The sequence below is a fragment of the Belnapia mucosa genome (genome assembly GCF_016775475.1).
Taxonomy (GTDB): Bacteria; Pseudomonadota; Alphaproteobacteria; order Acetobacterales; family Acetobacteraceae; genus Belnapia; species Belnapia mucosa.
The window spans coordinates 34,187-49,702 of the sequence record NZ_JAEUXJ010000023.1 but is presented as its reverse complement, the minus strand read 5'-3'; the positions used below and the strand labels follow the sequence as shown (position 1 = coordinate 49,702).

Sequence of the window (15,516 nt, the reverse complement as noted above, 5' to 3'; positions counted from 1 at the left end):
GCGCGCGAGCGGATGCCGGGGCTGCCGGTGCTGTTCATCACCGGCTATGCCGGCACGGCGCTCGTGCCAGGCGTCGAAGTCATCGGTAAGCCCTTTGATCTCGACACGCTGGCATCTCGAATCCAAACCATCCTGGAAGCAGATCGGCTGAAGATCGGCGCACCAAATGCGGGTTGAGCCATGCCGGTTCTTGGAACCGGGATCAGGTAGTGCGGTTACGGCAAGCATCGAAGCGGCGTTGTAAATGACGCCCGGGCAGCCGATCGCTACAGCCTTCGGTTGCCTTTATCAGAAGGGCTGCCAATAGCTACGGCAGCGGCAGTCATCCAGACCCTCTGCGTAGTCGGTAGTTTCCGGAGCAGGAGCCGAGCGAACGCCCGCATCACCTTCCAGCCGGCACAAAACGGATGGCGGCGCGCAATCCTACGGGCTCAAAATGCAGTTCGACGGTGGCTCCAGGACCGAGGTCCCGCGCCAAGCCCTGCTCGAGGAGCCGAGTCCCGAAGCCGCGCCGCGCCGGTGCAGGCCTGATTGGTGGGCCACCGGACTCGACCCACTCGACGATCGCGATGTCGTCGGCGGCACGCGCGTGGCGGAGGTGCACGTAGCCGCCCGGCACCGACAGTGCGCCATGCTTCACCGCATTGGTGGCGAGCTCGTGCAGCGCGAGCACCAGCGCTTGCGCCTGGGCTGGGGAGACAGCAAAGGACAGGCCGTCGCTGATCCTGACCCGCTCGCCGGCTTCCGCCCCGAGCCAGGGTGCCAGCGCCGCCCGTACCACCTCGCCAAAATCGGCCGGCTGCCAGTCGTTTCGCGAGAGCAGATCATGCGCGCGCGCCAAGGTTCGCAGCCGCGCGGGGAACTCCTCGGCGAAGCGCGCTGGGTTGCCGCCCACGCCTTTCAGGCTCTGGGCAGCGAGCGACTGGACGGTGGCGAGCGTGTTCTTCACGCGATGGTTCAATTCAGCGATCAGCAAATCGCGCCGCCGCGCCGCTTCGCGCAGTTTCCCCGCCGTCTCCTCCGCTGCCGCGGCGCGGCCCTCAGCGAGGGCATTCGCGCGGAGCGCGGCGCCAGAGCGGCGCAGCGCGCACCGGATCGTCTCCACCTCGGCAACGCCATCCTCTTCCGATGGTGCGCGCGCTTCGGCCCCACTTGCGCCCAGCTGCTCGGCATCGCCTGCGAGGGTGCGCAGCGGCCGGAAGAGCCTGCGCGCGAGCAATGTGGCGAGGGCAGCACCGAGCCCAATGGTCAGCGCCGCACCAAGGGCGAAGCGGAAGGCCGGGTTGCGCCACTCCACCTCATGCGTGGCCAGCGGCAACGTTACCGCGAGTGTCCAGCCCGGCGCCTGCTCCAGGCGCTGGAAGGCGACAACAGCATCAAAGCCGGCCAGTGACGTGCCCTGGAGCAGTCCACCGTCGCGGCCACGCACGCCCTCGACATACCAGGCCGGCGCCGGCCGCCCAAGGAAGTGCCCGTGCTCGGCGGAGCGTGCCACCACCCGGCCCGCGCCGTCGGTGAGCACGGCGAAGCCCCCTGGCTGAGCTACCTGGCGTCGCGCCAGCAGCGCCGAAAGGCGCTCCGGTCCGAAGGCGAGCAGCAACACGCGGCGCTCGCCGGGCGCGGCGCCTGCTACCCCGGGCGGCAGCGGCCGGAACACCGCGATCACCGGCCGGCGGACTGTGGCGCCTTTGAACAGGTCACTCACGACCGTTTGCCCCGCCTCCAGCGCGCGCGAAACGAAGACCGCGCCCGCCCCAGCCGGCAGATCTTGTCTAGGTGGGATCAAGGTATGGAATCTCTGGCGCATGCCGGCATCCAGCAGCGAAACCCAGCCGCCGAAGGCTCTCCCAACCGCGGCCGCCTGGGGGTAGGCGGCATCGAGATCCCCGGTTGCAAGTGGCGGTGAGGCGGCAAGGGTATCAAGCGCCTCGGCGGCCGCCTCGAGCTCTCGGTCGAGCGCAGTGGTAAGGGCGCGGGCCGTGCCGGTCAGGCCGAGCTCGGCGGAGCCGCGGTAGGCCGCCCCAAGCTGCCAGACCGTCGCCGCGCCGAGCAGCAGCGCCGGCGTGAGAGCGAAGAGCACGATCGCAATCAGATAGGTGCGAAGCTGAGGTCGAACCCGCTTCGGAACAGACTCTTGAGCCATGGGGAGCGTGGGCGCGACCTGCGGCGACGCTGGCTCTCTCGCCTCGTCGGCCGCCGCGCGGCTCTGGTCGAGACGCATGCTGCTCAATCCACAACCGACGTCACCAAATCAACTAGCGTTTCGATAAACGCCTGCCTTGAACGCCATCCCGATAACGTGAGCGGAAGGCGGAGTTCCCGTCCGAGATGCCGCAACAACGTCCTCGTCAGAGCTTCGTTTTTGTTTCGCAAGACCACGGTGTGCCGTTAAGGTACCAACCCGGTCGGCGCGGGTCCGACACTCCGCGCCGATCGCAGTAGGATGCTGGCCCAGTTAATCGGCCGAAATTGTCTCGCGCGTGAGCGGCACCTCCATGTCGCAGACCAAGCCGGAGGGAGTCCAGTCCAGCGAGACGCTGCCATGCAGCTGGCCGCGTACTGTGCCGGTGAGCACCCTGGAGCCGAAGCCATTCCGCTGCGGTGGCGCCGCGATCAGTGGCCCGCCGCTCTCCACCCAGCGCAGCCGTAGACGATGTCCCTGCTCCAGCTGCCAGCGAATAGCCAGGCGGCCGGCCGGCACCGAGAGCGCGCCATACTTCGCCGCATTGGTCGTCAGTTCATGCAGCGCCATCGCCAGTGGTTGCGCCTGGGTCGGCGGTAGCATCAGATCCTCGCCTTCGAGCGCAACGCGCGGCCCATCGACTGCACCATCCATGAAAGCGGCGAGTTCATGCCGCAGCAGGGCCCGCAGATCGGCACCGGACCAATGCTCGGCGGCGAGCAGCGTATGCGCCCGGGCCAGGGCTGCGACCCTGCCCTCGATGGCCTTGGCATAGGCGCTGGGGTCATCCCGCGGCGTCAGCCGCAGCGCCGCCTGCACGACTGCGAGCACGTTCTTGGCCCGGTGGTCCACTTCCCGCGTGAGCAGGATCTGCCGCTCCTCGGTCTGCCGCCGTTCGGTGACATCCATGACCAGCACGGCGAAGCGACCTGGCTCCGGTCGGTAGGCGTGCAGCTCGAACCAGCGCCTCGGCCGCGCGGTGTGGTCCAGCTGCCGAGTGGGCTCCCCGGTCTCGACGACGCGGGCGCATACGCCGAGCCAGGGCGGCTCGACGCCGGGCAGGACCTCGCCAGCCGTGCGACCCAGCGCATAGGCCCTGCGGATGCCCGTCAGCCGCTCGAAGGCGGGGTTCAGCTCAAGGTAGCGGTAGTCCACCGCCTGTCCGCTCGCGTCATGGATCAGCTCGCAGAGGGCAAAGCCCTCATGCATCCGTTCGAACAGGCCGCGCCAGTGCGCCTCGCTGGCGCGCGCGGCTGCGGCATCCGCCTCGCGACCCAACAGGTGGGCACGGAGCTGCCGCTGCCGCTGGCGCGCCCGCAGCACCGAACGGGCAGCCCCAACGAGGGACAGGGCGTTCAGCGGGCGTTCGAGGAATACCGCATTGCCGAGCACCTCCGGCAGCCCGAGCTCCGCCACCGCTGTTCGACCGGCGACACCGCCGCGGGTCAGCACGATAAAGGGTAGGTCAGACCAGGGCAGCTGTGCCGCCAGCGTCTGCGCCAGGGCTGCAAGGTCCGGTCTGGACAGCGCCTCGTCAGCGACCAGCACCGCGCCCGTGCTGTCATTGATGGCAGCGCGGAGGGCTGCGACATCGGGCACCGTCCGGCAGGTGATGCCGGCGCGGCCTATCAGCTCCGCCGCGGTCACGGCATCACGCCCTGACGGGGTGAGGATGAGCAGCGGGCCGGCATCTTCGGTGGTCGGCTCAGGCATCCGCCGCCGGGCGCTCCGACAGCAGCGGTGCCTCCCCGCCCAGATAGGTCGGGGTGCCGGTGAGCACGCCCTGGAAGGCTGTCAGCACTTCACCTACGGTCACGCCCTCATCGCCGCCGATCCGTAGCTCGCGGATGGTTTCCTCATGTGGGCCGCCGCGGTTCTTGATGACCGAGACCGCCTTGCGGACGCGCCCGCTCGCCTCGAAAAACCGCAGCAGCAGGATGGCGTCGCAGAGTGCACTGACGTCCAGATTGCTCTGCATGGTCCCGATCAGGCCCCTTTGCGGATTGATCAGGAGTGTCAGGACACCGCGCTGGTTCAGGTAGGACAGCAGCTCGTGCAGCTGCAGCAGCAGCTGGTTTTCCTGCGGCATCGCAGCGAGGTAGCCGCTCAGGCTGTCGATGACCACGATCCGGGCGCCGGCCGCCTCGGCGTCGGCGCGCAGCATGCAGGCGAACTCGCCTGGTGAGATCTCGCCGGGGTCGATCTGGCGAAGTGTGACGCGCCCCGTGGCGATATGCGGCTCCAGGTCGAGCCCGAGCCTGGCCAGCCGGGTCAGCAGAGTGCCCTCGCGCTCGTCAAACTGGTAGATGGCGCAGCGCTCGCCGCGCTCCGCGGCGGTGTGGACCCATTGCATGGCGAGGGTGGACTTGCCGGCGCCGGCGGGCCCGCTCAGCAGCAGGCAGGTGCCCCTCAGCGGCCCTCCGCCGAGCAGATGGTCGAGCTTCGGAACGCCGCTCGTCACCGGGTCGCCGACGAAGGGCAGATGGTGGTCGGCGGCGACCAGGCGGGGGAACACCTCGAGGCCACCGCGCCGGATGACGTAGTCATGCCAGCCCTCGCGATACTGCGTACCGCGCATCTTCGCGACCTCGACCCGGCGGCGGGCACCACCAAAGTCGAGCGTCCGCCGCTCTAGCGTGATGACGCCATGGGAGAGGCTGTGCAGCTGCCGGTCCGGGATGCCGTTCGTGCCGGCCATGTCGTCCACCAGCAGCACCGTGGCCCCGCGCGCGGCGAAGAACTGCTTGAGCGCCAGCACCTGCCGGCGGAAGCGCAGGCTGTCCTGGGCCAGTAGCCGCATTTCCGACAGGCTGTCGAACACCACCCGCACCGCGCCGGTGCGCTCGACCTCCGAGGTGATGAGGCCAACGGTCTCGCCGAGCTCAATCTCCCAGGGATGCAGCAGCGTGGTATCCCGCTCCTGCCCAAGGGCGGCCTCGGCGGCGGCCAGCTCGAACAGGGCGATGCCGTCGAGGTCCCAGCCATGCGACGCGGCGACTGACTGCAACTCCTCGGCTGTTTCGGAGAGGGTGACGTAGAGGCCTGGCTCGCCCCGGTCACGGCCTGCCAGCAGGAAGCGGAGGGCGAGGGTTGTCTTGCCCGAGCCAGGCGCGCCCTCAATGAGGTAGAGCCGATTCGGCGCCAGGCCGCCGCCAAGGACGTCGTCGAGACCATTCACCCCAGTGGGGATGCGGGCCGGACTTTCGCCTGCTTCGGCTGCCATCACCGGGCACCTCGCTGGACCCAGGACGGCCTCCGGTGCGCTGCCGGCGGTGAGGCACTATCCCTTTGGGGTCTGGCCGCGTCCTGCTCAATCAGCAGCCGAAGGCCGGTGCGTACGACCTCGCTGGCGGTGGCGTATTCGCCGGAAGCCACGCGCTCGGCGACATACTGGACCAGGGGCTCCGTCAGGGCGACGTGCAGGGTGTGCTTGGCAGCCATGGAGAAATCCTGCCGCCACTGAGCGCGGGTGTCACCCCTTGCTGCCGGTCTATTTATTTGTAACCAAATTGGAACTATTCGCCGGCCTCGCCCCGACGATGGTGCGGGTAGTTCAGTGGAGTTTGCACCGCCATGGCAACGCCGCGCCCAGACAGGTGTCTCCGTTCAGGACGCGCTATTCGTTCGAGAGCTTCGGCGGCCGTTTGCGGTACTCACCAAATGGCCGCACGGTTGGGCCTGCCCGATTTTGCTTGTAGTTGATGTGCTCGGTACCCATTTGGATCCAGTCAGCCTCGTTTGGTTCGGCCTGCTCTCCATGCTCACGATTGAGCGCCGAGCCTGGTGTCCGTCTCCTCCACGAAGTTCGATCCGCCCTGCAATGTCGCCGGATGGCATTTTGTTTTGTGAACGGAGCACCACCATGCCGACCGGCACCGTCAAATGGTTCAATGCGACCAAAGGCTATGGCTTTATTCAGCCGGATGATGGCTCGAAGGATGTTTTCCTCCACATCTCCGATATCCAGCGCTCGGGTATTCAGGAGCCCCGTGAAGGCGACAAGCTCGAGTTTGAGCTGCAGCGTGGCCAGCAGGGCAAGACCTCGGCCAGCAATCTGAAGCCGGCCTGAGGGCTCTCGATGGGGCGGCCTCCGCTGCCCCATCCGCCGCACGGATCCTTTAGGGATAGTGCGGGTATTTGGGTGCTCTCTCCTGTGAGCGCCGTGCAGGGCAGCGCTATCAGAAGTGCTGCGACAAGAGGACTAAGTGAACACGACATAATTGCGAGCCTCGACGAGGCTCGGCTCGACGATTGAGACTGCTCGGGCAGTGCGGCCGGTTGAAACGCCTCGCTTCCCTGAGCCCTCCGGTCTGACGCAGGACGAGATCCGCCAGATCATCCTTGACCTGATCGGTTGACGACAGGCAGTGGGGCGCGCGGGCTGCCCGGCCGCTTGATCCCGCAAGGGATCTGACCCGCCCCGCGAGAGTGCATCATGCAGCACATCCACTCCTTCTCGGTCGGCCAGAGCGTCGAGCTCATCACCGGCTGGTATGACGGCGACATTCCGCGCGGTGCCTACACGATCCAGCGCCTGCTGCCGAACGAGGGGATGGACCGCGAGTATCGCGTGCGCCACCAGAGCGGTGGCCAGGAGCGTGTGGCGCGCGAGAGCCAACTCCGTCCCGGTTCAACTCCGCCCTTGGGCTGAGGCAGCAGCCAGACAGGTTATGGCCCGCCATCATGCCCGTTGGCATGCGGCGGACCGGTCGCCGGTGTTGTTGCCTCCGGCGCTTCGGGTCGTGACCCGGGCAAGCGGTCGTCCCTCTCGGCCGTGAGGCTGATCCATAGCCTCACCTCGAACGAGATCGGATATCAGGAATACATTGTGACCCAAACCAACAAGACGAAGCTCGAAGCTGTCAGTTCGGTCGCTGAGGCGCGCGTCGAGGAGGAGATTGCCTACCTCTCGAAGCGGCACCGCGTATCGCCTGCCATCGTGCGGGAAATTATCCGCCGCATCGGCACGAGCGAGCGCTCAGCGGTCGAGCGGGAAATCCGCAAAGGTATGGCACGCCGCTGAAGCAGCCAGATCTGGCACCATGAGCAGCCAGTCTATTGACCATTAATCCGGGTAACCGACTACACGCCGTACTGTAGCCCGGTGTTAAAAGATCAAGGATGAGCAGAGTGCCGCATCGACGATCAGCCGCCGATTGCCACGCAGCGCATCGCAGTGCGGCTGACTTCATTAACTAACGGCGTAAGTGCCTGCCCGCGTACATGAACCACCGGCCCGGCCCTCCTTCAGTCGCCATTCATCTCGTGGCCGGCGTATGTGGGCCAGCCTCTTTGCCGGAAGCCGGACGGCGCCCCAGCGGCACCTCCATCGTGCAAACCAAGCCTGCCGTTTCCCAAGTGAGCGATACCGTGCCGCCGAGCTGGCCGCGCACCGTGCCCTCCAGCACCCGCGAACCGAAGCCGCGCCGCGAGGGCGGGCCCGCAACCGGAGGGCCGCCCGTCTCCACCCAGCGCAGCCGCAGTTTGGCTCCGGCGCCGCTCTCGACGCGCCAAGACACCGAGACGCGCCCCCCAGACATGGATAGGGCTCCGTGTTTCGCCGCGTTCGTCGCCAGCTCGTGCACCGCCATTGCCAGCGGCTGGGCGGTGCCGGGCGGCAGCACCACCGGACGGCCGTCCAACTCTACGCGCTGGCCGGTCAGGAAAGGCGCCAACTCGCCCCGCAGCATCGCGTGCAGGGACGCGCCACTCCAGCGCCCCTCGGCCAATAGCGTCTGCGCGCGGGCCAGCGCCGCGACGCGGCCCTCTACGGCTCGCACGAAGGAGGGCACGTCGCTTGCCCGCGTCAGCCGCAGCATGGTCTGCACGACGGTGAGGGCGTTCTTCGCGCGGTGATCCACCTCGCGTGCCAGCAGCGCCCGTGCCTCCTCCGCCGCCCGCCGCGCGGTTACGTCTTGGCCAATTTTGAGGAAGCCTCGAATACCGCCATCGGGTCGGCGTAACGCCGTGGCGCTGCCCTCAATGAAGACGCGTGCGCCATCCTTGCGCAGGTGCCAGCGCACATTGGGTGCAGTGCCTTCCCGGCGGGCCGTCTCGCGTTCCTTCTCGTCCTCGCCCCGCTCGCGGTCCTCCGGTGTGAAGGTGATGGCCACGGGCTGCCCGATCGCCTCCTCCGGGCTCCAGCCGAAGACGTTCGTGGCGCCCGGCAGCCAGGTATCGATGCGGCCTTCAGGGTCGGTGGTGAAGATGGCGTAGTCGCGGGCACCCTCGACAATCAGCCGCAGCCGCTCCTCCCGCTCGCGCAGCGTTGCTTCGGCGCGCTTGCGGTCGTGGATGTCGACCGAGGCGCCGAACCAGCGGAGGATCTTGCCGGTATACGGGTCACGCTGGGGCTCGCCGCGGACCAGGAACCAGCGGTAGTCACCGTCCTTCGAGCGGATGCGGTGCTCGACGAGGAAGGGGCCACCGGTCCGCCGCGCCTCCTCGAACCGCTCCATTGTCGGCGCCGCGTCGTCCGGATGAACGAAGCTCACAGCGACGTCCGAGGCGGTCGTCGACTCGTGGGCGGTGCCGGTGTAGGAAAACCACTGCTCGTTGAAGAACTCCACCCGCCCTTCGGCATCGGTGATCCAGACGATATGCGGAACAGCGTCGGCCATCAGCCTGAACCGCTCCTCGCTCTCGCGGAGTGCGGCCTCGGCGCGGACGCGCTCGATATGCGCCCAGGCGCGCTCGACCACTGTTTCAAGCAGGCCGATCTCCCCCGGCGTCCAACTGCGAGGCTCGGACTCGTGCACGGCCATCATCGCCACTAGCCGGCCCTCCTTCACGAGCGGGCAGCAGACAATCGCCTTGATCCCAATCGCGTTGAACATGCCGCCGCCGTCCTCGGCGGGTAGCTCCTCATCCACGTTCCGCACGACGAGCGTGCGCCCGGCCCGCATGTCAGCCGCCGCACGCGAGCCGAAGATATCCAGGGTATATTCCCCGGCGCTGCTGGAAGCGCCGTCCGTCCAATCATCCCGGATGGTGAAGCGGTCATTATCTGCCTGCACATCGGCATAGGCACAACGGGTGACGCCCAGGTGAGCGCCGAGCAGGCTGGCCGTCATCGCCATGACCTCACGGGGGGCAGACGCGTGCGCCGTCGCGCTGCCCAGGCTGTCAAGAAACCTGAGCCGCTCCTCGCTGTCGCGGAGCGCCGTCTCAGCCCGCGCGCGTTCCACGGCCGCCCAGGTGCGATGCGCGGTGTCCTCGGTGAGGCTGATCTCGGCGGTGCTCCAGCGTCGCGGCCGCGGTTCGTGAACGTAGAGGATCGCTACCAGACGCCCGGCCTTGAGCAGCGGCACGACGACGAGCGAGCGGGTGCCGATGCTGGCCCAGGTGGCGGCATAGGCGTCGCCGGCCGCCCTTGGGTCAGTCAGGCAGTCCTCTACCACCAGGGTGCGGCCGGCCAGGAGCTCCGCGATGACCGCCGGCCCGAAGCCGTCCAAGAGGCGGGCCTTGCCGGCCAGGCTGGCAACAGTGCCGTCGGTCCAGTCGCGGTCGACGGAGACGATCTCGCCCGCCGCGTCGATCTCGCCATAGCCGGCCCGTGCTGCCTTGACCTGTCGCCCGAGTGCTTCGGCCGCAGCGAGTGTGATCTCGTGCGGATCGGCCAGCCCACGTAGCCGCTCCTCCAGCTGCAGGAGGAAACCCTGCCGTCGCTCGGCCAGCACCTTCCCGGTGGTCTCGACAACGGTGTTGAGGAAGCCGGCGACACCGCCCGTTTCGTCGCGGACCGGGCTGTAGCAGAAGGTGAAGAAGGCCTCACTAGGATGGCCGCTGCGCTCCACGATGAGCGGGAAGTCCTCGATGAAGGTGGCCTCGCCAGCCAGGGCGCGCTCGGCGATCGGCTCTAAATCCTGCCAAGCCTCGCTCCAGACCTCGTTGAACGGGCGGCCGAGCGCCTCTGGCTTGGCGCCAAGGATGGGCCGGAAGGCGTCGTTGTGGATGGTGACTAACTGCTGCCCCCAGACGATGCAGGCCGGAAACTTCGAGCCGAGCACCATGCCGACCGCGGTCCGCAACGACTGCGGCCACGCCTCAGGCGGTCCGAGCGGGGTCGCCGCCCAGTCATAGGCACGGACCAGTGCCCCCATCGCACCGCCACCCACCGGAAAGCCGGTCAATGGTCCCTCTGCGTCACCCCGCACCGCGACGCTGCTCCGCTGGCCGCCGAGGCTCGCGCATCTGCCGCCTCCGCTCGTCTTCTTCCAGCAACCGCAAGGCGGCGCGAACCACTTCGCTGGCGCTACGATAGCGGCCGGAGGCGACCCGGCCGTCGATGAAGGCTTCCATTTCGGGCGTAAGGGAAACGTTCCGGGTCTTTCTAACAGGCATTCTCGCAGGACAGGCGGAGCGCATGCCCTGTGTCAATCTATGATGCGAAGACGGCAGACTTCAGCACGAGCGCACAGGACCAACGTGACGCCTTAGGCGACGAGACATAGGTGATTGCGGTCTTGGCTCGAAGGGATGCCGAAGTGGCACCCGTTCGGCCGCCTCAGTCGCCACCCACGGCCTTCAGCAGCCGGGCGAGGTCATCGCGCCGGTAGGATTTGGGCAGGAGCGGCACGTCGGCGCATCCTGGCCGCCTCGGGCCGGGGTGGGGTCAGGCCGCCAGCCCACGCCCGAGCAGCCGCCCAAACTCGTCCTTGACCACGCTGTACGGGGCCAGCATGGAAACCCAGCCGTCTCGGGGAAGTAGGCGGCGGTGAGGGGCTCGCCGGCCGCATACAGAGTGTGGTGGACAGGAAGCTCGACCCGCTCGAGCCGCAACAGGAGACGGGCGAGGTCCTCGCGCGGCAGGGCCGCGAGCAGTCGGTTGTGGGGCGTAGGGATGAGTTGGTCAAAGGGTGCCATGCGAGGCTCCAGCGACATGGATGTCGGCGGGAGCACGGTCGTGTCTCTCAGGCACCCGCGCCGGACGGTGTCCGCGGGCGATGAACTATCTATAGGGTGCGCGACGCCGGTTGTCGGCGCGAAACCGCACAGCAGGGCTTTCAAGTTCGGCCCCGCAGTCGATTACGATCATGAGGCCAGCCTAAGTTTGCGGCCGAACCCATGCTCTCGCTGTCAGCATTGCAGATCCGCCTTGACCCGCAGGGAGCATCCACACATGCGATAATGCCCCCACGGGGTAAGTCAACGGTTCACGGGTGAGGGCGCAGAGGGCGACTTCGCGGGCCTAGGCCTCATCGTTGCGGACGGTGGGGGCCACGGGACTGACGGTCTATTGCATGAAGATGGACTAGACCAAAGCTCCTAATTGGCGGCCGACTTTCTGTCGCTTACAGGTAGGGTCAGTTGCCAATGACGGCGTCTGCATTCAGAAGCATGTGGTCCAGGCTATGCGAGCGCACTCTTGGCGACCCTACGCGTAATGCACTGGGCGCAGGATACACGATGTCCCAAGCCGCAGCGCAGCGCGCTTGCTGACGGAGACTTTGCCTGTGTGCCGTGGCAGTTGCCGCTCCCGCCAGCGTATTGCTCCGGATGGACGAAGGAGCGCACTTTGCTTCGGAGCCCAGGCACGTCGAGCAAGACGGAGATCCGAATCGAACAGGCGACATGCTTGCCGGCCGAATGGGATGCCTTTGCCCTTCGCTGCGAGGCGTCGTATCGCTGCCTCAGCGGTTGGATAACCATCTGGCAAATTCAGCACCAGTTGGCCTTTCGCGTCCGTCGCTTTGAATGCTTCCGGAACGTGGAGGGCGCCTGGGTCAAGATCGGGCAGTGCGCCCTGGGCATGGGGTGGAAGTCGAGGATCTTCGCTGATGGCTTGCAGTTGCTGCCAGAACAGCAGGGTGCTTGGTCCGCTTGCATGGAGGAGTTGCTTAGGCGCCTCGGACGGGGACGCTATCTCTATGGCTCAGACTGGAGTGTCGAGCCGCCGCGTGAGGAGCAGATCGGTCGTTTGCCTGGCACGGTGGTTACTAATGTGAGCCGGCACATCGTCGAAGGCGTCCATTTCAGTCGTTGGGATAACTGGGACAGCTACGAGCGCAGCGTGAGCGCAAATGTACGGCGCAATGTGAAACGTGCTGTCTCGATCCACAAGTCCGCTGATATGGCGAAGAAAGTCGGCTTGGCGGCGCTGTTGGGCAGCGATCATCTGCTTCGCTGCAAGGCAGCGATGTATCAGCGGAAGGCGGTTCGAGTTCCGAAGGCCAGGATTGTCGCAGGCCATGTCTTGCGATCGCTGGCCGTCCCCGATTACGCATTTTGCGCGGTATTGCGCGAAGGCAGCAACACGCTTGCAGCGCTTGGCGGGCTCGAGATCGGGCGGCTGGCTTACTACTTCGATGGTGGATCCGCACAGGCGGATGGCACTGGCTGGCTGCTAAAGATGGCTATCATGAAAGGATTTCAGGCGCGGCATCCGACTGGCCGCTTTCTGATGGGAACATCCAGAGTTACGAGTGAGCTTACCGAAGGCTGGACCAGCGCTGTTCGGTATCGCCGCGATGCACGGGTGTCAGGCTTCCCCACGAGCGTCGTGCGGTTCAGCTATTTCGGCTGACTACCTGGTTAGCGTTCAGAGCGCTGAGGGTCACACCTCACCACAACGAGGAAGGCAAGCAGAAGGCTTGGCCCATTCGCACCCAGCCACATGATGATGGCGAGCGGGAGGTGTCTGGACGCTGTTTCAGCTTCGGCGGAATTGCAATGAAAATCTTCGAATGGCCGCCGACTGATTAAATCTGCAGGCCTTCATCAAAGATCAGCAAGGCGGCGAGCGGGGGCAGAATGTAAACCGCTTCGATCAGCCCAACGTTGAATGCCGTCCGGAACAGGAAGGCGAGCATCACCATATCTTCGATCATGCAGCCTCCACCGGTCACTGGTAGCAACCACTACAGTCTACGGTAGCGATTGTGCCGGAACAAGACCGCGGTGGGGGTCAAACGACGGGCACAGCGTCCGTCGCTGTAACGGCTACGACGAGGCCCAGGGTCTGCTCGTCGCGCCGCCGCCCGGCTGGCCGCACTGATGCTGGCGCCGAGGAGCAGGCCCGCTGCCAGATCGGTGAGAAAATGCGCCTCCACGATCATCAGCGCTGCCTCGGTCGCCAGGCAGCCGAGCACGTGACGAGGCGTACCGCGAGCCCGAGCGGCCACGCGAAGGCCGCCAGCACCCGCAACACGATCATATGGTCGGAAGGAAAGCTGCTAGGCGTAATCTTCGGCGGCGTACTCGTACTGTAGATGTCGGGTGCCGCGAGTAAGGAGGAAAGGCCTGAAGTCGGCGCTGAGGTGGTCGCGCGGGAACGTGAACGATATACGTTTCGTTTCTGATAAATAGTTGCAGGTTTGCATTGGAGAAGACCGATCAGGAAGGCTTCGGGACCGAGATCGCCATTCCTCACAGTCAGTCGGCGCGGACCTGTTTCCGATAGCGTCCTGGACCCTGCTGCAGCGTTACCTGCCGCGACACCAGCGCAGGAGACGAGCCATGATGGGAGACCAGAGGCCGCCCGGGACCAGCACCGCTTACGATCGGATAAAGGCGGCATTTGGCTCGGGCGCCACCCCTTTCGCGGTCCACCACTTGGACCGCGTTCACGCCGCCGACTACTTGGTTGCGGCCTTGAGAGCGCAAGTTACCTGGGCTCAGGCGGAAGCGGACATCCGCGCCTATCTTGCAACGCAAGGCACGATACCGGACCTCATTAATGCGGAAGTCGACCGTGCGCGGGATCTGCTGGAGCCCTGGTTAACCTAGCCTCAAGAATGACCACAGCGCCTGCCGGTGCAGCGGCCTGCGAGAACGACCCCCTACCGCAGGTGAGGCTGCCGAACCGGATCTACCGTAAAGGAAAGACCGCCCTGGGGGAGCTGCCTTGAGGTGCAGAGAATACGTTAGAAGAAGCAGTTCTCCAACGCAGCTCCCAATGGGCCGGTTCGCGGGCGTTCCGCACTAGCAGCGGCGCTGGTTAGCTCGGCCAGTCGTCTCTTGCTGGGTCGCGCACTTGCACCCCCAGCCGAGCCGCTGTGGCCTCGAGCAGGGCTACGTCCCCCTCCCGCCACTGCTTCCGTTTCAGCAGAGAAGTCGCTTCGGCCGCCGGCATCCCAAGGGCGGCGCCGATGCCGGCAGGTGTCGTGACGCCCAGATGATCCAACTCGCGGCCAATCGCCATCCGCAACCGGATGGTTTTCAGCTGATCGGCGGTGCGGCGCCGGCGCTCCTCGGGTGTGATCTTCGGCTTCGCGGGCGGCATTTGGTTAGAGGGTGACAAGCTCATGCTGCGGATGTCGGGCATCACAGCCGTCAGCACCAGCCCACGCAAGCAATGGAACGCGACGGAGCCGATAGCCAGGTGTGGGCTTGGTCAACGGTGGGGGTGGGGCAGGGCCGAGCGGGAATAGCTATGGGTCGCCCCGGCGCCCGCGGCGTCAGCCGAGGGCGAACTCGAGGGCACCAAGGAAGCTTTGGTGATTACCAGGAGGTGCCAGCCCGGCGGAGCTGGCGGTGGTGGTGGAAAACATGATCAGCCAGGACAAGACCTATCCAGACAAGGTGTCCTTTCATGCCGACCGCGATCGGCTGACTGGTATATGCCTGCAGTTCAAGGTCGCGGGGCAGGCACCGCGGATCGAGATGGAAACGGCGGCGCGGCGATCCGGTGAGACCGGCTTTATCAGCTCCGATGATTACGAGCTGGGCCAGTTGGCGCTGCTGAGCAGTCTAGGCAAAGCCTCCGGTCCCTCAGACTAGCCTGCGACGCCCCGCAGAGGCCAAGTCAGCGGTGCCGGTAAAGCCTGTCGCCGCAGGGGGCCGACTTGAACAGCCTCGTCGACATGGAGACCGACCACCCTGCGCCAACGGTGCAGGTTGGCGGTATGCTCAATTTATAGGTGATCGACATCGCGGGAGCCGATGAATACAGCAATCTGTTGCCGCGACTAACTGATGCTGTTACAAGCTGGCGCGACCTTGGTTGGTCGACTGACCGACAACGGCCAAAAAAAGGACGGCGCCCGAAGGCGCCGCCGAGTTTAGGGAGGAAACGTCCAAGAAAGGCAGGACACGAACAGTGTCACTGCCCTTGGGCAACTTATGCGCTTCCCATCCGAGCGCAACCCAAATTGTGCAGCGCAGCAAATCCGACGAGCGGATGGGCCTAACCTTCATAAGGCAGCGGTCCGCTGAGAACCTTCGACCACCAACGGAAGGCCTGAGTTCGTACTGCGCGGGGGCATCCACCCGCTGGAGAGCGATATGTGGCGAGCGGAGGGAGAGGCCTGCCTGACTGGCCGGCCTGACTGCGCCGCCGAGCTGGCTCCAATGCGTCACCGCTAGCACAGTGAACCGGACGGCAATCCACGCCC

The 15,516-nt window shown here is 66.1% G+C and carries 14 protein-coding genes; 6 read left to right on the top strand and 8 right to left on the bottom strand.

Features of this window, described 5'->3' with window-relative positions; genetic code table 11:
* Positions 1-382: 382 nt before the first annotated feature.
* From JMJ55_RS27110 to JMJ55_RS32195, 4 genes are all read right to left on the bottom strand, one after another.
* The gene (locus JMJ55_RS27110) at positions 383-2,221 is read right to left on the bottom strand and encodes a sensor histidine kinase (protein ID WP_202828740.1); all 1,839 of its coding nucleotides are present in this window, start codon (positions 2,219-2,221) and stop codon (positions 383-385) included.
* A 234-nt stretch (positions 2,222-2,455) separates the two neighbouring features.
* On the bottom strand, positions 2,456-3,895 hold the full coding sequence (locus tag JMJ55_RS27105; protein ID WP_202828739.1) for an HWE histidine kinase domain-containing protein: 1,440 nt from the start codon (positions 3,893-3,895) through the stop codon (positions 2,456-2,458).
* Positions 3,888-5,405 (bottom strand): ATPase domain-containing protein, encoded by a 1,518-nt coding sequence (locus tag JMJ55_RS27100; protein ID WP_202828738.1) that lies wholly within the window; start codon positions 5,403-5,405, stop codon positions 3,888-3,890. Before JMJ55_RS27100 ends, JMJ55_RS27105 begins: the two co-directional genes overlap by 8 nt.
* Positions 5,405-5,623 (bottom strand): type II toxin-antitoxin system ParD family antitoxin, encoded by a 219-nt coding sequence (locus tag JMJ55_RS32195; protein WP_202828737.1) that lies wholly within the window; start codon positions 5,621-5,623, stop codon positions 5,405-5,407. The genes JMJ55_RS27100 and JMJ55_RS32195 overlap by 1 nt, the downstream gene beginning before the upstream one ends.
* A gap of 421 nt (positions 5,624-6,044) precedes the next feature.
* On the opposite strand from JMJ55_RS32195, the gene JMJ55_RS27090 reads away from it, so the two are divergent.
* From JMJ55_RS27090 to JMJ55_RS27080, 3 genes are all read left to right on the top strand, one after another.
* Positions 6,045-6,251, top strand: a complete 207-nt coding sequence (locus JMJ55_RS27090) for a cold-shock protein (RefSeq protein WP_202828736.1) — start codon at positions 6,045-6,047, stop codon at positions 6,249-6,251.
* Positions 6,252-6,617: 366 nt separating this feature from the next.
* Entirely contained in the window at positions 6,618-6,833 is a 216-nt protein-coding gene (locus tag JMJ55_RS27085) for a hypothetical protein (RefSeq protein WP_202828735.1), read from the top strand.
* A 177-nt stretch (positions 6,834-7,010) separates the two neighbouring features.
* Positions 7,011-7,205 (top strand): hypothetical protein, encoded by a 195-nt coding sequence (locus JMJ55_RS27080; RefSeq protein WP_202828734.1) that lies wholly within the window; start codon positions 7,011-7,013, stop codon positions 7,203-7,205.
* A 235-nt stretch (positions 7,206-7,440) separates the two neighbouring features.
* Here JMJ55_RS27080 and JMJ55_RS27075 read toward each other — a convergent pair whose 3' ends face one another.
* Together JMJ55_RS27075 and JMJ55_RS27070 are read right to left on the bottom strand one after the other, a co-directional pair.
* Positions 7,441-10,314, bottom strand: coding sequence for a PAS domain S-box protein (locus tag JMJ55_RS27075; RefSeq protein WP_202828733.1), 2,874 nt, complete (start codon positions 10,312-10,314; stop codon positions 7,441-7,443).
* Between the two features lie 13 nt (positions 10,315-10,327).
* Entirely contained in the window at positions 10,328-10,525 is a 198-nt protein-coding gene (locus tag JMJ55_RS27070) for a type II toxin-antitoxin system ParD family antitoxin (protein WP_202828742.1), read from the bottom strand.
* A gap of 1,234 nt (positions 10,526-11,759) precedes the next feature.
* On the opposite strand from JMJ55_RS27070, the gene JMJ55_RS27065 reads away from it, so the two are divergent.
* Entirely contained in the window at positions 11,760-12,707 is a 948-nt protein-coding gene (locus JMJ55_RS27065; RefSeq protein WP_202828732.1) for a hypothetical protein, read from the top strand.
* Between the two features lie 175 nt (positions 12,708-12,882).
* Here JMJ55_RS27065 and JMJ55_RS31780 read toward each other — a convergent pair whose 3' ends face one another.
* Positions 12,883-13,011 (bottom strand): hypothetical protein, encoded by a 129-nt coding sequence (locus JMJ55_RS31780; protein ID WP_268885431.1) that lies wholly within the window; start codon positions 13,009-13,011, stop codon positions 12,883-12,885.
* Positions 13,012-13,639: 628 nt separating this feature from the next.
* Here JMJ55_RS31780 and JMJ55_RS27060 point away from each other — a divergent pair.
* Positions 13,640-13,909 (top strand): hypothetical protein, encoded by a 270-nt coding sequence (locus JMJ55_RS27060; RefSeq protein ID WP_202828731.1) that lies wholly within the window; start codon positions 13,640-13,642, stop codon positions 13,907-13,909.
* Positions 13,910-14,120: 211 nt separating this feature from the next.
* Here JMJ55_RS27060 and JMJ55_RS27055 read toward each other — a convergent pair whose 3' ends face one another.
* Positions 14,121-14,447: a hypothetical protein gene (locus JMJ55_RS27055; protein ID WP_202828730.1), complete on the bottom strand. Its 327-nt coding sequence runs from the start codon at positions 14,445-14,447 to the stop codon at positions 14,121-14,123.
* A gap of 209 nt (positions 14,448-14,656) precedes the next feature.
* Here JMJ55_RS27055 and JMJ55_RS27050 point away from each other — a divergent pair, with 209 nt between their 5' ends.
* Complete coding sequence (locus JMJ55_RS27050; protein WP_202828729.1) at positions 14,657-14,902, top strand: hypothetical protein; 246 nt, start codon at positions 14,657-14,659, stop codon at positions 14,900-14,902.
* The last annotated feature ends 614 nt before the right edge of the window (positions 14,903-15,516 follow it).